At 47.5% G+C, this 20454-nt stretch carries 17 protein-coding genes and 2 pseudogenes; 2 read left to right on the top strand and 17 right to left on the bottom strand.

The features are described 5' to 3' along the window. Nucleotides 1–2: 2 nt before the first annotated feature. From ganP to lutR, 4 genes and pseudogenes are all read right to left on the bottom strand, one after another. Complete coding sequence (gene ganP, locus GYO_RS39405) at nt 3–1259, bottom strand: galactooligosaccharide ABC transporter permease GanP (RefSeq protein WP_014115227.1); 1257 nt, start codon at nt 1257–1259, stop codon at nt 3–5. Between the two features lie 39 nt (nt 1260–1298). Next, complete coding sequence (ganS, locus tag GYO_RS39410; RefSeq protein ID WP_014115228.1) at nt 1299–2564, bottom strand: arabinogalactan oligomer ABC transporter substrate-binding protein GanS; 1266 nt, start codon at nt 2562–2564, stop codon at nt 1299–1301. Nucleotides 2565–2704: 140 nt separating this feature from the next. Further along, nucleotides 2705–3697, bottom strand: coding sequence for a galactan degradation operon transcriptional regulator GanR (gene ganR / locus GYO_RS39415; protein ID WP_014115229.1), 993 nt, complete (start codon nt 3695–3697; stop codon nt 2705–2707). Nucleotides 3698–3871: 174 nt separating this feature from the next. Beyond that, nucleotides 3872–4604 (bottom strand): annotated as a pseudogene (lutR, locus tag GYO_RS39420) (L-lactate utilization/bacilysin biosynthesis transcriptional regulator LutR). A gap of 227 nt (nt 4605–4831) precedes the next feature. Here lutR and lutP point away from each other — a divergent pair. Next, nucleotides 4832–6523 (top strand): L-lactate permease LutP, encoded by a 1692-nt coding sequence (gene lutP, locus GYO_RS39425; RefSeq protein WP_014115231.1) that lies wholly within the window; start codon nt 4832–4834, stop codon nt 6521–6523. Between the two features lie 26 nt (nt 6524–6549). Here the strand turns inward: lutP and rpoN are convergent, their stop codons facing one another. After that, nucleotides 6550–7860: an RNA polymerase factor sigma-54 gene (gene rpoN / locus GYO_RS39430; protein WP_014115232.1), complete on the bottom strand. Its 1311-nt coding sequence runs from the start codon at nt 7858–7860 to the stop codon at nt 6550–6552. A gap of 78 nt (nt 7861–7938) precedes the next feature. Between rpoN and yvfG the strand changes: the two genes are divergently transcribed. Next, nucleotides 7939–8157 (top strand): protein YvfG, encoded by a 219-nt coding sequence (yvfG, locus tag GYO_RS39435; RefSeq protein ID WP_003219905.1) that lies wholly within the window; start codon nt 7939–7941, stop codon nt 8155–8157. Between the two features lie 9 nt (nt 8158–8166). On the opposite strand, the gene GYO_RS39440 is transcribed toward yvfG, so the two are convergent. The 12 genes and pseudogenes from GYO_RS39440 to GYO_RS39495 form a co-directional block, all read right to left on the bottom strand. Continuing rightward, the gene (locus GYO_RS39440; protein ID WP_014115233.1) at nt 8167–9135 is read right to left on the bottom strand and encodes a polysaccharide pyruvyl transferase family protein; all 969 of its coding nucleotides are present in this window, start codon (nt 9133–9135) and stop codon (nt 8167–8169) included. Next, nucleotides 9114–10280, bottom strand: a complete 1167-nt coding sequence (locus GYO_RS39445) for a DegT/DnrJ/EryC1/StrS family aminotransferase (RefSeq protein WP_014115234.1) — start codon at nt 10278–10280, stop codon at nt 9114–9116. Before GYO_RS39445 ends, GYO_RS39440 begins: the two co-directional genes overlap by 22 nt. Before the next feature lie 16 nt (nt 10281–10296). After that, on the bottom strand, nt 10297–10938 hold the full coding sequence (locus tag GYO_RS39450; RefSeq protein ID WP_014115235.1) for an acetyltransferase: 642 nt from the start codon (nt 10936–10938) through the stop codon (nt 10297–10299). Continuing rightward, the gene (locus tag GYO_RS39455) at nt 10935–11543 is read right to left on the bottom strand and encodes a sugar transferase (RefSeq protein ID WP_003219897.1); all 609 of its coding nucleotides are present in this window, start codon (nt 11541–11543) and stop codon (nt 10935–10937) included. Before GYO_RS39455 ends, GYO_RS39450 begins: the two co-directional genes overlap by 4 nt. Continuing rightward, nucleotides 11540–13057, bottom strand: a complete 1518-nt coding sequence (locus GYO_RS39460) for an MATE family efflux transporter (protein WP_014115236.1) — start codon at nt 13055–13057, stop codon at nt 11540–11542. Before GYO_RS39460 ends, GYO_RS39455 begins: the two co-directional genes overlap by 4 nt. Continuing rightward, nucleotides 13054–14088 (bottom strand): glycosyltransferase, encoded by a 1035-nt coding sequence (locus tag GYO_RS39465; RefSeq protein ID WP_014115237.1) that lies wholly within the window; start codon nt 14086–14088, stop codon nt 13054–13056. The genes GYO_RS39460 and GYO_RS39465 overlap by 4 nt, the downstream gene beginning before the upstream one ends. Continuing rightward, nucleotides 14085–15161, bottom strand: coding sequence for a polysaccharide pyruvyl transferase family protein (locus tag GYO_RS39470; protein ID WP_014115238.1), 1077 nt, complete (start codon nt 15159–15161; stop codon nt 14085–14087). Before GYO_RS39470 ends, GYO_RS39465 begins: the two co-directional genes overlap by 4 nt. Nucleotides 15162–15165: 4 nt before the next feature. Next, a complete protein-coding gene (locus GYO_RS39475) occupies nt 15166–16200 on the bottom strand; it encodes a glycosyltransferase family 2 protein (RefSeq protein ID WP_014115239.1) in 1035 nt (344 codons plus the stop codon). Between the two features lie 24 nt (nt 16201–16224). Next, nucleotides 16225–17328, bottom strand: coding sequence for a biofilm exopolysaccharide biosynthesis protein EpsG (gene epsG / locus GYO_RS39480; RefSeq protein WP_014115240.1), 1104 nt, complete (start codon nt 17326–17328; stop codon nt 16225–16227). Further along, a pseudogene (locus GYO_RS39485) lies at nt 17325–18480 on the bottom strand (glycosyltransferase family 1 protein). The gene epsG and the pseudogene GYO_RS39485 overlap by 4 nt, the downstream one beginning before the upstream one ends. Next, nucleotides 18473–19309, bottom strand: coding sequence for a glycosyltransferase EpsE (gene epsE, locus GYO_RS39490; protein ID WP_014115242.1), 837 nt, complete (start codon nt 19307–19309; stop codon nt 18473–18475). Before epsE ends, GYO_RS39485 begins: the two are co-directional and overlap by 8 nt. Continuing rightward, entirely contained in the window at nt 19306–20451 is a 1146-nt protein-coding gene (locus tag GYO_RS39495; protein ID WP_014115243.1) for a glycosyltransferase family 4 protein, read from the bottom strand. The genes epsE and GYO_RS39495 overlap by 4 nt, the downstream gene beginning before the upstream one ends. Between the last annotated feature and the right edge of the window lie 3 nt (nt 20452–20454).

Consider the following 20454-nt stretch of genomic DNA (forward strand, 5'->3'; position numbering starts at 1 on the left):
CCTCATGCCTCCTCTTTAAAAGACTTCGTCTGTCTGAACTGCCACAAAGCGATGGAGATGACAAACACAGATAATAAAATGGTTAAAGCTGCGGCGAGTGAATATTGGCTTGACTGCATTGTCAATTTATAAATCCACGAAACAAGGATATCTGTCCCGCCGGCAGTTGATCCCGTTACAGCCGGACCGCCTCCATTGAATAGATAGATAATATTAAAGTTATTAAAATTAAACGTGAACTGAGTAATGATAATCGGAGCCATGGCAATGAACACCATTGGAAGCGTAATGTATCTCAGCTTTGCGAAGACTGAAGCGCCATCAATCGTGGCTGCTTCATACAGATCGTCCGGGATGGACTGCAAGACGCCTGTTGAGACGAGAAAGATGTACGGAAACCCGAGCCAGCCCTGCATAAGAATCAGCGCAAGTCTCGACCAATTGGCATCTGTCATCCATGGAAGAGGCTCTATGCCGAAGAAAGCCAAGATATCGTGATTCATCGCACCGAAGCTATCATTAAACAGCCCTGCAAAAATTAAAATCGTAACGAATCCGGGAACGGCCCATGGCAAAATGAGAATCGTCCTGAAAAAGCGTTTAAAACGAATGTCTTTTTGATTGACAATAATCGCGAGAAAAATCCCTATACTGACTTGCAGTGTGGATGCGGCAAGTGTCCAAACCACCGTCCAAGCCAGCACATCAAAAAAAGTCGACCTCCAAATATCAACTGTGAAAATGTTTGAGAAGGTTTGAAAACCGACCCAATCTATTAATTTAGCAGGAGGAGAATGATACAAATCATAGTTTGTAAACGCTAATGCAAAGCTGAATAAAATGGGGAAGATTACGGCGAAAATTAATATAAACAAAGATGGACCGCTGACGACATAAGGATAGCCATGAGAAATAATATGTTGGTATTGTTCCTTGAGGGAGCTCAATGGCTTGTTTTCATCGCGCTGTTTTCCGCTTTGAAACGCATCGCGAAGATTCACATAATACACCGCAAGGCCAAAGCAGGTCACGATTACAGCGATAATCCCTTCCGCCAGAAGAAACACAGAATTATCCCGCGGCACTTCTGTTCCTAATGTAAAAATCCCCCAAAACCCCATGTTGAGCAGATCTCCAAAGACTGCAAAAAACGATGCGCCTAAGAAAAGAAAGACAAAACCTTTTATCCATTGCTTGTTATAAAATTGCCCGAGCCCCGGGATGATTGACAGCAACAAAGCGATTTGACGATGCTGCACCGTTTTCACCTCTCTTACAATACAAATCTAGCTTTCTCTTTATTTTCCACTGTGCTTTGCCTTGATTTGTCCTCTGGCCGTTTCAGCAGCTTGATCCAATGCTTGTTCCGGATCCGCTTTTCCTGTTGCAACCGTCTGCAATGCCGAATCAGCCGGCGTCCATATTTCATTCATTTCCGGAATATTTGGCGTCAGCTCTGAGAAGCGGGATTGTTCAGTAACAGCCCGTGCCGCCTCGCTTTTCATAATAGCTGGGTTATCGGCTAAGGATTTCACAGCTGGGACTTCTTTCGTTTGTTCATATCGTGTTTTAGAATTTTTTTCGTTTGCCAGGAAAACAGCCAATTCTTGCGCCAGCTCCGCATTCTTTGAAAATGCACTGACGTTGTAGCTTTTGACACCGATAAAGGCACTCATGTTTTTGCCATTTTCCAGCTCCGGCAGTTTCGTTATGCCATAATTGATTCCTGCTTTCGAAAAGGCTTCTACATTCCACGGACCTGAGATAATCGCGGCGGCTTTTCCTTCTGTGAACAGCGATTCCAACACATTAATCCCTTGTTCTCCAATAATGCCGGCAGGGAATAAGCCACCTTTGTAAAACTTCTGAATTAGCGCCGCACCTTTGACAGCGCCTTCATTATTGATCCCGATATCTGACGGGTTATAGCTGCCGTCTTTGTCCTTTCCGAAAATGTATCCGCCGTATCCGCTCATCACACTTTCCGCATAATAAATTTGATCGAACAGGGCTAAAAAGCCAAACTTGCTTCCATCAGCAGTCTTTTTAGAATAGTCGTACCACTCTTCCAGCGTTTGTGGCAATTCCTTTTCTGAAATGAGATCTTTGTTGTAAAAAAGCACTGTCGTTTCGACCGCTTTAGGCAGCCCATAAAGCTTTTGATCTACCATTTGAGATTGAATGGAAGCGTCAGTATAAAGCGATTGAACGTTCTTTTCGACATGTAATTCCTTGAGTAATCCTTCTGTGACAGCCGTTCCGATTTGGTCACCTGGCATTGTTAACACGTCAGGACCCGTGCCGGCCGGTCCGTCCATCCGCAAATCTTCAATCTGCTTGGCATATGGTTTTTCAACAACTTTGACCTTCACATCATGCTCTTTTTCAAACGCAGCCACGGTGTCTTTAATGCCGATGCTCTTTTCCTTATCCTCCCACACGACAAGCTCCGACCCTTTTGAACTTGATTTGGCGCTGCTGCTTTCCTTTGGGCCACAAGCCGCCAAGGATAAACTGACAGCCGCGCAGACCATGAGTGCGGAATACTTTTTTGCCATTTTCATTAATTGTCACCCTTTCGCTATGAATGAAAGCGCTTTAAAAATAATATAGCACGACTGAGAAAACGTGTAAACAAACTATTTACTCTCATCGGTAAATTTTTTTACCTAAATAAAAAATGACTTAGTCTCCTAAGCCATTCTTAATTCATACTCTTTCTGACGATTAATTCCGCACCCACATATAATGTTTTTACCGTTCTTCTCTTGTCCTGCACTTGTTCAAGCAGCATTTCAACGGCATTTTTACATAATTCGTGTATATCAATATGAAACGTCGTCAGAGGGGGCGAGACATACTTTGCGAAGCTGATGTTGTTGATGCTTACTACGCTTACCCTGTTCGGTATGGGAATTCCTTTTTCGTTCAGGGCTTGCAGACAGCCTACTGCAATCGGGTCCGCTGCGATCAAGAAAGCAGTCGGAAGCTGATCGCCTAATGTATCGATCGCTGTTGTCATCAGGCGGTAGCCGTTTTCTACAGAAAACCCGCGATGACAGAAAATATAACGCTCGTCCAGCATGCCTTTTTCCCTCATATAGGATCTGAAGGTTTGTTCACGGATGTCCATTTCATCCTGATTGGTGTTCGGATTTTTGTATGTGCCGCCGATAAAACCAATTCTTTTATGCCCTTTCTCGCTCAGGATGTTTACCGTCTTCTTTGTCATTTGAGCTAAATCAGGCCTTACCGAGTCAAAATGATCGGGATCAGGAGTTGAATCGATAAAGACGCCGTTTTCAGTGAGATTTCTGAGGAAAGCCAGTTCTTCATCAGAAAATGTCCCGACAGCTATAAACCCTTCCGTATGTTCAGGGATGCTTTCGATGCCATCCGATATTTTATAAGTTGTCATGTCGACATTGAAGGTTTTCGCCAATTTCTCTACTTCTAATCTCATTGTTTTAAAATAGACATCTTCTAATTCTTCTTTATCGGTCAGCCAATATAAAAACGCAATATGTTTCACCAGCGGCCTCACTGTTTTCTTGCGGTAATTGAGCTTTTCAGCCGCTTCATAGATTTTCTCCCGTGTCTCATCAGGAACAGACAGGCTTTCATCGTTATTTAAAACGCGGGAAACGGTTGAAATTGAAAATCCCGCTTCCTGCGCGATATCCTTAATTGTCGCCATTGTATCTGCCTCCATTATTCAGCTCGTTGTTCATTTTAGTAAAATATTTTACTCCCTTTTCCGCAAATGTCAACAAGCTCTTCCTGCATCATGTAAAAAGACTGAACCATTTGCGGCTCAGTCTCGGTTGTTCGTACATGCGGCACTTGCGGAATTGCCCGGGAAATGAGTTGGTTATTGCACATTTTCCTCGAAATATCCCGAAAGAACATCTTCCACATTCGTTAAATGCGCCAGCATGGCGGTTTCTGCCTGTGCTCCATCCTGTGATGCCACGGCCTTGTAAATCCGTTCATGCTCCTCATACAGCCGCTGAACTGAGGTCTTCTTGGAAAACAGCCAGATTTTCCGTGTTTCTCTCATCGTTTCCAGCAGCAATGATGACACATGGTTCATCAAGTGTTTAAGAAGTTCATTTTGGGAAGCGTCAGCTAACGCCAGATGAAATGCGAAGTCTGCTTTCTCGCCCAGCTCCCCGTCCGTTTCAATGCTGCCCATTTCCTTTAACGCAGCATGAATTCTTTCGAGATCAGCTTCTGTCCTTTTTTCAGCAGCTAATGACGCCACGCCGATTTCAAGCAGTTTTCTGACCTCAAGCAGCTGCTTGACGTCCTCTTTTTTCATCAGAAGGGCGGCTGAGAGCGGCTGAGAGCGGCTGAGAAATTTGATTGAGCTCAAATTCCTTCAGGTACGTGCCTTCTCCCTGTTTCATTTCGACAAGCCCCATCGCTTTTAGCGCGGAAAGTGCTTCGCGAACTGCTGAACGGCTGACTTGAAAGCTCTCAGCAAGCGCCTGAACAGAGTCCAGTTTGTCCCCCGGCTTCAATTCGCCGTTTTTGATCATATCTAATAGGGCATCCGCCACTTCTTCATATATTTTTTTTGTTTTAATCTGTTTATATTTCAATGCAATTCACCCCGTAACTTGTAGGTCTGGCTGTTTACGATCTATTATACTCTGTTTTGGGGGCCGCCAAAAGATTTTGACTATTTTGTCAAAAAGTCTTGTACTTTGATTTTTTTCAAAATATAATGCTAGGTAACTGGTCTTATTACCCAGTCATCAGATGATCATATCATCTATAGAAACCGCTTACATATGGCGCCAGTTTATGTTTCAAGGAGGGGTTTGGGATGCAATGGACACAGGCATATACGCCTATAGGGGGAAATTTGCTATTATCAGCGCTTGCCGCACTTGTACCGATTATTTTCTTTTTTTGGGCACTCGCGATTAAACGGATGAAGGGGTATACAGCAGGCTTGTCCACATTGGGAATCGCACTTATCATTGCTGTATTGGTTTATCGGATGCCGGCAGAAAAAGCGCTGATGTCCGTGACACAAGGAGCCGTATACGGGATTTTGCCGATCGGCTGGATCATTGTGACGTCTGTTTTTTTGTATAAAATCACTGTGAAAACGGGACAGTTTGATATCATTCGCAGTTCTGTTCTCTCGATTACGGATGACCGCCGGCTTCAGGCGCTCCTGATCGCTTTCTCATTCGGGGCTTTTTTAGAAGGAGCTGCCGGCTTCGGAGCGCCGGTCGCCATTTCTGCCGCGCTGCTGGTCGGCCTCGGCTTTAACCCTCTTTATGCGGCGGGAATCTGTTTGATCGCCAATACGGCGCCAGTCGCCTTTGGCGCGATTGGGATTCCGATTACAGCCGTAGAAGGGCCGACTGGGATTCCGGCGATGGAGATTTCGCAAATGGTCGGGCGGCAGCTGCCGTTTTTATCCGTATTTATTCCTCTTTATTTAATCATCATCATGAGCGGGTTCAGGAAAGCCTTTGAGGTCTGGCCGGCGATTCTCGTTTCCGGTGTTTCCTTTGCTGTTGTTCAATATCTCAGTTCCAATTTCTTAGGGCCTGAGCTGCCGGATGTTTTGTCGGCGCTTGTTTCGATGGCTGCGCTTGCTGTGTTTTTGAAATGGTGGAAGCCGAAAACAACATTCCGGTTTGCCGGTGAACAAGAATCTGCCGCCGCGATTGAAATGGCGAAAACGAATCCGGCCGCGCCTGCGTACAGCGGCGGACAGATTTTCAAGGCCTGGTCGCCATTTCTGCTGCTGACGGTGATGATTTCTGTATGGGGCATTCCATCTGTCAAATCCGCGCTGACCGGGCATTATGAAGGCGCTACGGTTTTCTTGAAGTGGCTGAACGCAGTTGGCGAAAAACTGACTTTTGCCCCTGGTGTGCCTTTGTTGAACAATCAAATTATCAATGCTGACGGCGCGCCGATTGAAGCGGTTTACAAGCTTGAGGTGCTTGGTTCAGCCGGCACCGCGATATTGATTGCTGCTGTGCTGTCAAAGTTCATCACGGCGATTTCGTGGAAAGACTGGGGAGCTGTTTTTAAAGAAACGATCCAAGAGTTGAAGTTTCCGATTTTGACCATCGCATCTGTCGTTGGTTTTGCCTATGTCACCAACTCCTCGGGAATGAGCACGACACTCGGGATGACACTCGCACTGACAGGTTCGATGTTTACCTTCTTTTCGCCTGTTCTCGGCTGGCTCGGCGTCTTCATTACCGGCTCGGATACTTCTGCCAACCTGCTGTTCGGCAACCTGCAGAAAGTCACCGCGTTATCGGTCGGCATGGACCCAGTTCTCTCTGTCGCCGCCAACTCTTCAGGCGGTGTCACAGGAAAAATGATTTCGCCGCAGTCGATTGCGGTGGCTTGCGCCGCGGTAGGACTCGCCGGGAAGGAGTCAGATCTTTTCCGCTTTACCATTAAACACAGCCTGTTTTTGCTGCTGCTCGTTTGTATCATCACCTTTTTGCAGCATCATGTGTTCAGCTGGATGATTCCTTAAAAAAATCCTCCCAACATGGGAGGATTTTATTTATACCGTTTTCTCGATGCCGATGACGGAATGTTCATTTGATCGCGGTATTTTGCGACCGTGCGTCTGGAGATTTGGATGCCGTGCCGTTCGTACAGCAAGTCGGCAAGCTTTTGGTCTGAGAGCGGTTTTGTTTTGTCCTCTTGATTGACCAGGTCTTCTAGATGGGTTTTGACTGCATAGTTAGACGCATCTCCATCTCCTGAAGCCTCGGCTTTTGCTGAGAAAAAGAGTTTCATCTCAAACAGTCCGTACGGCGTTTGTATCGTTTTCCCTTTGATTGCCCGGCTTACAGTTGATTCATGAAGGCTCAGGTAGTCTGCTATCTCCCTAAGAGTCAGCGGCTTCATTGCACCTCGCCCTTTCAGAAAGAAATCCTTTTGCCGTGTGATCAGCTCATTGACAATTCTCGTGATCGTCTGTTTTCGCTGTCGCAGCGCGCGGCTCAGCCAGCGCCATTCCTGGTATTTCGCAGATAAATAAGAGGCGGTATCCTGACAGGAGCCGGACGATAAAAGCGTTCTGTACTGCGGATGCAGGTCTATCTCTGGAAACGAGCGGGTATTCAGCTCTGCTGCGATGTGCCCGTTTTTCACGGTGATAAAAATGTCAGGCTCGATATACACATCTTGCTCTGGCTGGGCAAACAGAAGGCCCGGTCTTGGATGAAGAGCTGCGATGTCATCAGAGATATCTTGAATCGCATGAAGCGGAATTCCTGTTTCTCTTGAAAGCGCTTTCCATCTTTTTTGCGCAAAAGCATCAAAATGAGCTGAAACAAGCATTTCCGCTTGTTCATTTCTATTCGGCAGCCGCTGTAATTGGAGAAGGATACATTCCTGCAGAGATCTTGCGCCAATTCCAGCCGGCTCTAACGACTGAAGCTTTGCCAAAACCGTTTCCGCTTCCTTAGTCGAAACAGATAGTCGCCGTGCTGCTTCCTCCATATCTTCTTCCAAGTACCCGTTTGAATCAAGCGAATGAATCAGATAATTGAAAATCTTTTTTTCAGTGTTTGTCAGATTCATATCGAGTGACTGCTGCTTTAACACATCCTGCAGTGTTTTTTGCGGATCACTTAATTGAAGGCCTGCTTCCTGTGCATTCATCCTGTTTTTGTTTGTTTTATGGTAAGATAGTGGCGGTGTGTCTGTTTCCTTTCGTTCAATAAGAGGGTTTTCCAGTGAGAGCTCATCAATGTATTCGGCGAGTTCTGCCGAATGATAGCCAAGAAGCGTGATGGCCTGCCTGAGCTCCTGTGTCAGTTGAGGCTTTAATACTTGTACTTGCTGAAGTTTCATATCCATCTTGCTCACTCCCCTTTCTTCATTGTACATGATTGAGATCACACCGTATACATTTATGAAAAAGGAGCTGCCAAAGAAATGTCTGAACTTTTTTCCGTCCCTTATTTTATTGAGAATTTAAAACAGCATATTGAAATGAATCAGTCTGAGGATAAAATCCACGCGATGAACAGCTACTACCGTTCCGTCGTCTCAACGCTTGTGCAGGACCAGCTGACGAAAAACGCAGTCGTCTTGAAACGGATTCAGCATTTAGATGAAGCGTACAACAAAGTCAAACGGGGAGAATCAAAATAAACCTTCCGCTCATATGTGAGCAGGAAGGTTTTCCTTCTTTGAGGCGTTCTGGATGAGTTGGGTGCTTGGCACTCCTTCCATCCAGGTATGATAGTAATTGGCGTTTTTCCCGTAGGAATTATCAATGACCGTGTTTTCTTTTTGAAGAAGGGAGGACAGGATGTGGCCGTGCAGCCTCGATGTTTCCACCGATTCGTAACGGCTGAAAAACCGAATTGCTTTTTTGACGATATAATCCGAGTATTTTTCCCATATATACGCGATGGGCAGAGGATTGCCCGCTTTTTTATTCAGGACGTTCAGCGTTTGCAGAAAAGCGATCGTCCGGCGGTCTGAAGCTGACAGCACCGTGCGCCAGTCGTAGCTTTCCGCTTTTGCGTGTTCCTGAAGCTCCTTGTTTGCTTCATGATCTGTTCTGATAAATCTCAGCCTTTGGTTGAACGGCTGCTGCGTTGGAGCGACCGGAAACAGCTGATGAGCCATATCAGGCAGAAGCTTAATCTGATTGCTTGTAAAATAAGCCTGCGCCGTTGCATAGGAGGCTTTTTCCCTTGTGATGATATGGAGATTCGCATGCTTAGAAAATATCTCCGCCGTCCGTTTCAGATTGTCTTCGTTTTGGAAATAAATCGATTGCGGCAGGATCACGATTTTGTGATTCGGATAGGTTTGGACGATTTTCTCTCTAAAGCCTTGATAATACGGATACAAATCCCCGAAGTTGCCGCCTCCCTGGCAGACGATGATGAGATTCGGATCGAGCTTTCGCCCAAGTGGAAAATTGTCGGGATTCCAGCGTTTTCTGACCCGGATCCCGTGTTCTTTAAAGAAGGCTTCTGTTCCCTTCATAATAAATAAATCCCCTACATTTCCGTATAGAGGATAGTCGGCATATATGATCTCGGATTGTTTCGGAATGACGTCGAGCAGCCCGGACAGTTTCTGTTTCAGGCTGATCATCGAATGCTTGCTGTCCATTTCTTCACCTCGCCAGTTTGGAATAAGTGTGCTAGCACATCAATGACCCGGTCTTGCTCTTCTTCCGTCAGATTTGACCCTGATGGGAGACAGATCCCTCGCTTGAAAAGACCTTCGCATATGCTTCCTGTATCTTCATGAGAATAGAATAAAGACGGCTCAAACAGCGGCTGGGTATGGAGCGGCTTCCAAAGCGGACGTGCTTCAATGTTTTCTTCCGCAAGTCGTTGAACCGCGTCATATGGGCTCAGCCCGTTATCAAGGGTGAGCGTGGTCAGCCAGCGATTGGATACACCTGCTTCATGCTCCGGCATAAAGCGGACACCGTTAATATGACCGAGCGCGTTTTTGTATCTTGTAAAAATGGCCCTTCTTTTCTCCACCCGCTCATCCAGCACCTCAAGCTGGGCAATGCCCACGCCGGCGAGGATATTGCTCAGCCTGTAATTATGCCCGACTTCGCTGTGCTGATAATGAACAGCCGGTTCTCGTGCCTGCGAAGCGAGAAATCGTGCTTTTTCAATGGCGGCTTCATCGTCTGAAACGAGCATCCCGCCGCCTGATGTGGTGATGATTTTGTTCCCGTTAAATGAAAAAACGCCGAAGCGCCCGAATGTCCCGCTTTGCTTCCCTTTATAAACTGTGCCGAGAGATTCGGCTGCGTCCTCAATGACAGGAACTCCATATGCATCACACAGGCTTACGATGTCATCCATTTTCGCGCTCTGCCCATATAGATTGACGGCAATAACCGCTTTTGGCAGAGTTCCGCTTCTTTTCGCATCCTCCAGCGCTCTTTCGAGGGCTTTCGGCGACATATTCCACGTATCAGGCTCAGAATCAATAAAGACGGGTACCGCTTTTTCATACAAAATCGGGTTGGCTGTTGCTACAAATGTGAAGGACTGGCAAAACACAGTGTCTCCTTCTTTTACTTCAAGCAAACGCAGCGCCAGGTGAATCGCCGCCGTTCCAGAGCTGACCGCAGCTGCTGCTTTTACACCGACGCGTTCTGCCAGCTGTTCTTCAAATGAATTCACGAGAGGCCCAAGCGGCGCGATCCAGTTTGAGCGAAAGGCTTCTGAAATATAGTGCTGCTCCCTGCCGCTCATATGAGGGGGAGATAAGTAGATTCTTTTATACATATAATCATCCTTTGTTTTATGTTTGAATGGAAGAAATAATGCGCGCCGGGGCACCGGCAGCCGTTACCCTGTCCGGTATGGAACGGATCACTGCGGATCCGGCGCCGACAATGCTCCAAGATCCGATTGTGAGCTGCGGTATGACGGCCGCGCCGGTTCCGACGTGAGCGCCTTCCTGAACGGCGACCGCTCCTGACAGCGTGACACGCGGAGAAAGATGAACGTAATCGCTGATTTGATTATCATGCTCTGCCACTGCGCCCGTATTGATGATGCAGTGGGCGCCGATACGCGCATCCGCCTGAATGATTGCGCCCGCCATAATCACGGTCCCTTCCCCAATGACAGCCGACTTGCTGACGATGGCTGACGGGTGAATCAATGTAATGAAATCTTCTTTCTTAAGTCCCAGTCGCTCCGCCAGCTGTTTTCTGACACTGTTGTTTCCGATGGCGACCAGAAACAATACATCGGGAATGAGCCTTCGCAATTCAGCAACGGCTTCCGGCGGGCCTGTGTACCACTCTGATCCCGCTTCAAATGTTCGGAATTTATCATCAAGCACCGCGGCTAATCGCATGTCTGACCGAGCGTTTATCAGCTCTCTGATCACCTTTCCGTGTCCGCCGTCACCCACAATGGCCACGTTTCTTCTCATGAGGACACATCTCCGCTTCCCGTAAACCGTTCCGCTGTCACATGATTGGTTTGCTGAATCCCTTCTGAAACAAGTACTTTTCGCACCGTCAAACATAAAATTTTCATATCGAGAAAAAATGATCGGTTGTCAACATACCAAACATCTAATTCAAATTTCTTTTCCCAGGAAATCGCGTTTCTGCCGTTGATTTGTGCCCAGCCTGTGATACCCGGCTTCACCTCATGGCGCCGTGCCTGTTTTTCTGTATAAAGGGGCAGATAGTCCATCAAAAGCGGCCGCGGGCCGACAAGGCTGAGATCGCCTTTTAGGACATTCAGCAGCTGCGGAAGCTCATCAATGCTCAGCTTTCTGATCAGCCTGCCCGTTTTCGTCAGCCGGACTTCATCAGGCAGCAGATTTCCTTCACTGTCCCGTTCATCCGTCATCGTTCGGAATTTATAAAGGGTGAATGGCTTGCCGTGCAGGCCCGGCCTTACTTGCTTAAAGAAGACAGGTGATCCTATTTTCAGCCTGACAACGGCTATGGTGAATAAAATGATGACACTCGTACAGCACAATAAAAAAATGGCGGCCGTCAGATCAAAAAGTCGTTTCAGGATCAAAGATTCACAGCTCCTTTCGTTTTTCGAAACCGCTTTAGTACCAGCTGTCTTTCCTCTTTCGTACAAACGAGCATAAAAGCGAAAACCGCGTAGCAGCAGCTGACTGTCATTCCCGCCGCTATCAGTGATGCCCAGCCGTCAATCTTCACAACGAACTGGATTGCCTCACAGACCGCCCACGCAAACACAGCCGCTGAAAGAGGCCCGATTATCCCTTTAAAGAACACGTGCTTTTTGTAGCCGGTAATGCGGGATACGTAAAGCGGCGTAAAGATGGCATTTTTCAAAATAAGGGATACCGCCCCGGCCAATGTAATGCCGTACAGTCCGAGATGGGCCGGCCCGCTCAGCGTGACAGCCAGCACCACATTCACTGCGCCTAACAGCAGGGTAACGATCGCCGGTGTTTTTTGTTTATTAAAGGCGGTCCATATATAAAACAGCGGCATAAAGGCGAGGCTGACCACTAAGTATCCGGCATGAATATATAAAAGCGGTGCTATAGACGAAAAGGATGGTCCAAGCCAGATCGTCAGAAAAGGCCCCGCCAATCCGCCCAATAAGGCAGCAGGAAGCGCAAGCAAAAGACCGTTCAGCCTCACTGCCTTGTTGGCGTAATTCACCAATCCGTCCATATCGCCTTTTGAATAATATGAAGTAATAAGAGGCGCAAACAGGGATGCGACCGTGCCAGCCAAGCTGCGCAGCAGCAGCGGAAACTGGATAATCGCCGCGTATTTCCCGGATGCAGACGCCCCCAGCACCAAATTGGCAGTTAATAGATCAATCTGCAAAAAAAGCAGGACGCCGATTTGATTGACGGAGCTCCATGCGCCCGCCTGAAACAGCTCCCTGCTTATGCGGAATGAAAGATCCTTCATCCGAAACGAAAACCACGGAATCAGTTTTTTGAAGAAATAGAAAGACAGCATAGACGCGATGACAGCACCAGCTAAAGCGGCAAGCTGGATCTGCCAGATTTTCGGCGCAAAACATGCAAACAAGAGCAGCACAGACAGCACGCGTATAAGCATTTGCACCGCCTGAATTGAACTGGTGATGTAAAGGCGGTTTGCATAAAATGGTGCAGCGCCGAAACCCGCCATCAGAAACGTTAAAATGAACAGCAGACTGCCGATCAAAATTGACAGACGCACATCAGCCAAAAGCGCTGGCGGCACGTTCATGACGCGGTCAATAAAGAAAGCCGAACCCGCAAGAGGCAGCAAAAGTAGCATTGAAATCAGAACAGACGCCGCTAAATAATTACTGATATACGCATTTGCTTTATCGCGCTCTCCCCTGTGGGCGGCGACAGAAAAGAACCGCACAACAACCGAACTGAGCGCCACGGTGATAATCGAAAAGTAATTAATCACATTTTGTGTCAAATGAACAAAGCCGAACGCTTCCACACCGAGCGTTTTGACAATAAAAGGCGTCATCCAGACCGACAGAAAAACGGACAAGAGAAAAGCCGTGAGATTTGCGCTGAAGTTTATCGTGAATTTCATGCCTGCTTTGCACTGCCTTTCATCGTTCCCCGCTGCTCAAAAAACAGCTTGATGAGAAATATGAGCCGTAATTTGCACAGTCCTAATACCAAACGCTCGCCTCTTAATAATTTCTCATGTTGAATCGATGTATTTCTGACAGCCTGCCGCACCATGTCATAGGACAAAATGAGTCTAATCTGTTTTTTGATGTCTTTCGGCGGTTTCGGAGAAGCACAGGCGTTTGCGAGTAGCATCGGAAGCTGGTGCTTGCAAATGTACACACTCAAATCTTCTTTGCATGCACCTGCTAAACCGTAATGATTATAGAATGCGATTTTCGCCTGATATTGCTTTTGAATATGTTCATCCATTGCCGGCTTATAAGGAATTTCTGTCAGACTGTTCGGGTTTTCACGATAGATGTACAAGCCTTCATCCAGCATTTTCACCCGCTCGGCTTCGCAAAAAGCGGACAAATTGAAGGGAGAATCTTCAGCAAAACGGATGTCTTCATCAAACATCAGATTGGCTCTCTCCAAAAGCTCCCGGCGATAAACATAGCGCCATACATACCAGATAAATCTCGTTTCGTGAGCATGTTTGAGCCGTTCAGCCATTTCCGGTTTTGTCAGCACGCGGTTTATGTCAAGCTGCGGCGGCACATACACGCGCCTGTCCGCTGACTGCTTATAAAAACCGCACCCAGCGATGTCGAGCCGATTTTGTTCTGCTTCTTCAATCAGCCTCTGGAACATGGCGGAAGATACATAATCGTCTCCGTCAACAAAGCCGATATAAGTACCCCGCGCGACCTTTATTCCCGCATTTCGTGCTGAGCTCAGCCCGCCGTTTGCCTGATGAATGACCCGGATTCTCGCATCCCGTTTTGCATAGTCCTCTGCAATCTCGCCTGAACGATCCGGTGTTCCGTCATTCACGAGAATAATTTCAATATCAGAAAGCGTTTGACGAAGCAGAGAGTCAATGCACTCTTCTATAAATGATTCAACGTTATACATCGGGACAATAATGCTGACGAGCGGGGTCATTGCGCTTCACCGCTGATTTTGTCCCGCAGTCCTTTAAAATACATATCTCTCGGAAAGCCGGCACGGGGTGTTTCTTTTGTTAACAGTTCTTTTACTGCGGCTGTTACACGCTCCGGGTCCGGATGTTCAATCAGCTTCATGGATGGGATGTCTCTGAGCCATTGATAGCCTTCCATCACCTTGTGGTCAAAGGAGCGGATGACGACACACGGCGTTCCTGTCAGCGCGCAAAAAATCATGCCATGAAGCCTGTCAGTGACAACGGCTTCTGCGCTTTGCAGCTTAGACCACAGCGATTCAAGCTCCCGCTCCCGTGAATCGCGGCTGATCCGGCGCCCGATCGTTGTCGTAAAGGCTTTGATGTCGCCGAATTCTTCAAATAGCGCAGCCTTTACCCGGTTTCTCTCATCCTCCTGAAGCACGCTTTCCTGATCCTCACGCAAACACATATAAACCCCTTCGCGCTCTGCGGGGGTCTTGCTTCTATCTAAATACAGCACCATGTCCGGCTGCTTCAAAATCGTTTTTTCTTGAAAATGCCGTTTCATAAACTGATACGTTGTTTCATCCCGGGCCATCAGCAATAGGCCAGGGTGCGCGTTATAAATTTTCTGCGCCCGTTTCAGCTCTTTGCGCCCTTTTTTCGTGTCAGAAAAATGAGCCGTTGCCGGCAGCTGGACAACTCGATAGTCGTGAAATGTTTTAATGATGAAGCGGCGCGTCCACTCCTCATAACGGTATAAATCACCCATGTTTCCTCCGCCGATTATAAAGACCATATCCTCCGGATGGCGCGAGCGGAGCAGCGATTTTGCTGATTTGTAAATGTCCTTCATATCGACCTCGATGATGTCAAAATCGGGGTATTCCTGGTCAAGAAATGCTTTGCTGGCATAAGCAATCGCATGATCTCCCAAATTGTCATGGGACGGCAGCAGGGTCAGTATGATTTTTTTCTGATGTGCTTCGGTCTTTACCGGCTGATCGGCCGTACCCAGCCAATATTGAGACGGGTATTTGACCTTAAGCAGCAGCCATTCTGCAAGATTGATTTTCAATGATTGTAACGACATGTCCTCACCCTCTGTTTCTCATTTTGTACTCGATCGCCCGCTGATACACGGCCGAGGCCATAGCGACGAACGGAATCATTCTGTATTTCGCCATCAGAAGCAGGCATGATCGTTTTGCGTCAAAGGGCGCAGTACCCGTTTTTGAGAGGCTCTCCCGAAACACTGGATCCGCGCAAATTACGCCGACATTTCTAAGCTTTTCGAGCAGCCGGCGGCTCCCGCTTGTTTTCCATTCGTTCAGCATACAGATGCTGCTGTGAAGCACCATAAAAGTATCAAGCTCCTTTTGGTACGCCTCCAGTTTGTTGTTCTCCTGTAAAAACGCTGCATTTGCCTCATACAGCGCAAGCCCTGATTCAAACAGTTTTTTCTGATAGCTTTGCACAATGGAGGAAAGGTGAATCCGGTAATGATAGAGCGGCGCTTTCACATAGGATACAGAGCGGGCGAAAAAATGAGCCCGAAAGCTGAAAAACTGATCCTCTACATGCTCTAGCTCGCCGCGGAGCGGAAACGACAGCCGATGCGCTTCAACCATGCTTCTTCTGTACAGTTTGTTCCATGAAAACCCTCTGACCTTTCCTTCAAATAACGCCTTGATATACTGCTCCTTCGGCTGATCCTGGTAGGTTTCCGCAATGTCAGAGATCATGGCTTTTCCAGTGTCCTCAAACTCCGCGGCGTAATTGCAAATGACCAGATCCGTTTTATCGTCTGATGCCTGGAGCATTCGCTCGCAATAATCAGGTTCGATCCAATCGTCTGAATCTATAAACGCGATAAACTCGCCGCGTGCCGCGTCGATGCCTTTATTCCGAACCGCGCCGAGACCCTGGTTCTCCTGATGAATCACCCTGAATCTGTGATCGTTTTTGGCGTATTCCTCCGCGATATCCGGGCTGGCATCTCCTGAACCGTCATTGACAATGATGATTTCAATATTATTCAGCGTCTGGTTCCGCAGCGATTCGAGACACGTTCTGATATATGTTTCTGTGTTATAAACAGCGACTAACAGACTAACCGCAGGTGTTTCCATAATGACCGGCTCCTCTTGCATAAATTACCGGGAAAAAATCGTTCTGTAAGGCAGAACGGACGAATCAACCGGCATAAGCAAATAACTGTAAAGAAAATAACAAACAATGATAGCGATATAGATAAGGGCATTCGATTTTTCATCAAATATCCTGACGAAATAAGGGACTAAGATCATTTGATACAGGCCGAAATAAATATTGAATCTGGCAAAGATCACATCCTTTGTGGCCAAAAGCCCGAACAAAAAACCGAGCAGGCACAAATTGACGACGATGTCGATTTGCGGCCACAGCTTTCGCAGACGCGCTCTGTAGCAAAAGGCGAGAAACAGCGGCAGAACCAAGACAGCGATTTTGATCACATTCATTCCATTTGTGTTTGTCATGAGCCATTTTTCATAATGGCTGTATGAGCTGTTTTCAAGCACAACGACAAACACAGAAACAAATTTTTGATATAAAAACGTCATGCCAAGAAATAGAGCGGATAAACCGAATATCGCCGGTGACCAGGCTTTTCTTCTGACAATAAAGTACACCGGAATCATAATCAGTGCCGAAGAATGAAAGAGCGAGCTGATCAGCACGATTAGAAAATATCGCTTCCAGTTCCCGCTGATGATATAACGGATCGCCCAAAACAATGCGGCTGCCACCATGTATTGCCTGATGCCGTTAAAAGACGCGTAATAATGAAAGGTTCCTAAAAATAAAAAGACACTCAGCTCAAACGGCCTTCCGTAATCAGCGAGTGTCTTCATAACCAAACTGTAGGTCACGGCCGCAACCGTTATATACATGATTTGCGGATCTTCCGTGATAAAATTCATCAGCCAAAGGAGTGCGGTAAAGCCCGGATCTGTCGCCGTTTTTGCTGTGCCGAAACCGAATATCTGCCACACATTTTGATAATCGCCCGCCAATTCGTACAGCAGTGTGTACGTCTGAAAATCCGTGCCGACTCTGTAACGGAGACCCGACACGAGCACAAGTGAAGCAAGCGGAATCCAAATCAAAAGTTTATTCGGCCGATACCCCGTGGCGAGCGAATCGTCACGGCCGCCGCACATTTTGGCAAACCAAGACCAAATATATACAATTCCCATATTGACGGCATATACAATCATCGTTTATTGTCCTTTTCCGCTAGTAATGTTGTATACATTCAGCAGCGCTCCTACGTTTTGCTGTGCATCGTAGCCAAGTTTTGCGAGTGTACCTTGGATGAGCTCCTGCTTCGGCCTGCCTGCGGCGGCCGCTCTTGCAATGGTTTCAGCCCAGATGCCGATCGGCTCAGAAAGACTCAATCTCGTCACAAGCCCAAGCCCAGCGTCAACTTTATCTGTAATGTTGTCTGAAATAATGCATGGAAGCCCCGATGCCTGCGCTTCCACTAATACCACCGGCAAGCCTTCGTATAGAGACGGCATGACAAACACATCAAATGTGCGCATCAGCTCATGAATGCGTTCTTCAGTGCCTAAAAAGAGGACTTCTGAAAGCAGATTCTGCTGCCGCGCCTCCTCTTCCATTTTCTCGCGCAACGGCCCGTCTCCTGCAAGAACGAGCTGAAAGCGAACCCCTCGTTCTTTGAGATGTGCGGCAAGCTTCAGCAAAAACGCGTGGTTTTTCACTTCATGAAACCGGGCCACATGGCCAATGATGAGACGGTCAGCAGCAATGCCGCGTGCTGTTTTTTCTTCATCAGCTCTCTGCCCATTTGGGGCGAACAAATCAAGATCAATCCCGTTCGGAAGGAGATGAACACGCTCCCGCTCCATGTTGGACTGGCCGAATAAAAACCTGCCCGCATCCTCTCCGCAGGCACACAGTGCTGTCGCATTCGCCAAAATAAGCCGCCTAAACACCATCAGCTGCAGGCGATCCTTCCAATTGAAGCCGGTCTTCCACGACGTATTGTGGGAATGGCATACCCTGACCGGCACTCCGGCAAGCCTTGCCGCAAGGGCGATAAAACCCGTTTGAAAATCCGTGTGCGCATGAACGGCGCTGAACGGCCCGTTTTCTTTTATCGTGTTTCTTACATTCCTCACAAATGTAAGGGGATTGCTTTGCCCGATGCTCGGGACATAAAAAAGCCGCCCGCCTAAAGATAAAATCTCTTCATCATAAGCGCACGGATCATTTCGATACGTTAAAAAATCAAATTGTACTTTGCTCCTGTCCATTTTCCGATATAAATTCATCACCATGGTTTCCGCGCCGCCCCTGTTCATGCCGCTGAGAACTTGAAGCACGCGTTTTTGGCTGCTACTCATGCTTGACAAGCCCTTCCTTTTGGTTCATCACTCTTTTTTTGTGGTAGCGATTCATCACTGCTGGAGGCATAAATGCGCGAATTAACGGTTTTGCAATATATATGTAATCAGATAGAGGAAGCTTCAAGCGTCTGCATGCCTGATAGACAAGGATGGCATTGTCTATGGAATACGTAAATGACCTCCGTTTGAATGCATCACTGTCTTCCCTTACTTTATACAACGCTTCTTGGAGATTGTAGCCTCTGAAGCCCTCTTCAAAAAAGCGAAGCCACAAATCAATATCCTCCATCCGTCTCGTCCGCCGCACCGAACGGTAGCCTTTCAGCGTTCGGTAGGCGCTGGCTCTCATCATAATTGTTCCGTGGCAAAACGGGGTTCCTTTTGCCATGATGCCCGGCTCTGGAACAGAAGGCAGGATGCGTGTGCCCCTTACGCCACATTCATCAAATACAAGCATGCCGGTGCCAACCACCTGATAGTGGTGGTGCTTTTCTAAAAACGCGACCTGCTTTTCCAGACGGCGCGGGAATGAAAAGTCGTCTCCATCCTGACGTGCGATATACTCGCCTGTCGCATGCGAAAGACAATGATTTAATGAAGCGGCAAGCCGCTTGTTTGTTTTGTTTTGAATCAGCTTGATGCGGTCGCTGTAATGAGCGGCATACTGCTTCGCGATGCGGAGCGTGCCGTCTGTTGACGCATCATCGCACATAATCAGCTCCCAATTTTTATAGGATTGGCTGAGTATGGATTCAATGCTTTCCGCCAAAGTGCGTTCACAATTATAAATGCCCATAATGACAGAAACTTTTGGTCCTGAGTTCATACGCTTTTCTCCTTTGTATCCATATCCATGTACGCGGAATAAATATCTGCCATTTCTTCCACCGTTCGCGACTCCGAAAAGCGCAAGGCTGTTTTTCGGCCTTCCTGTCCCAGCTTTCTGCAGAGTTCCGGCTTATGGTAAAGCTGTTCAATTCGGCGGGCAAAAGCGGCACTGTCACCGATGTTGATCAGAAAACCGTTTTCTCCATCCCGGATGATTTCCCGATGCCCGCGGTTATCCGTGGCAATCGCCGGTTTTTCCGCTGCCATCCCCTCAAGCACATTCATGCCGAGGCCCTCCCTGATGCTTGATGCGACAGATACATCTGCAAGCTGAATCAGCTCATGAATGTCGCGGCAAAAGCCGTAAAAGCGGACATTGCCGGAAGCACCAAGCTTTTCAGCCAACGTTCGATACGCTTGTTCCATCGCTCCTTCTCCGGCAAAAACAAGGCGGAGCGACGGAATGTGTTCTTTCAGCAAGGCTGCGGCTTCAATTAACAACTTCTGGTTTTTGTTCAGATTGAGCTCAGCGGGATAAACCAATATAAAATCATCTTCACGGAAACCGTGTTTTTCTCTAAGTCTTTGCTGCTCTTCCAGGCTGACAGGCCGGAACCGCTCGGTATTGACGCCGATGCCATGAATTTTCTGCGTCTTTCCGCTCCGCCTTTGAAGTCTCTTCGCCCGTGTGTAATCCTCTTCATTGATCGTAATCAGGCAGTCTGTATATGCCGAAAGCCATTTCTCAATCGGATAGTAAAGCAGCCAATTTTTCATCGGCGCTCCGCTGCAAAAGTGAAATCCGTGCGCTGTGTACAGCACCTTTGTTCCATGCCGCCTGGCCTGCCTCGCCGCTAGTCTGGCAAGCACGCCGCCGACCGGCGTATGGCAATGGACAATATCGTATTGATTGGTGTTGATCACTTCCTTCAGCTGTCTGTAAACGGCCAGATTCTGAGGATGAAAGGGTGACCTGCGAATTGGGATGGAGAACTTCTCATCCACATACGGCAGCTTGGTTTGTCCGCTCGCAGCGACATGAACCTCCCAGCCCATTCGTTTAAACCATTTAAAGTAAGGGAGGTGAAAGGCTTTAAAATGATAATCGACAGTCGCGCAAAACAATATCTTTTTCGTCATCTT

This window comes from Bacillus spizizenii TU-B-10, assembly GCF_000227465.1.
In the GTDB taxonomy this organism is placed as follows: domain Bacteria; phylum Bacillota; class Bacilli; order Bacillales; family Bacillaceae; genus Bacillus; species Bacillus spizizenii.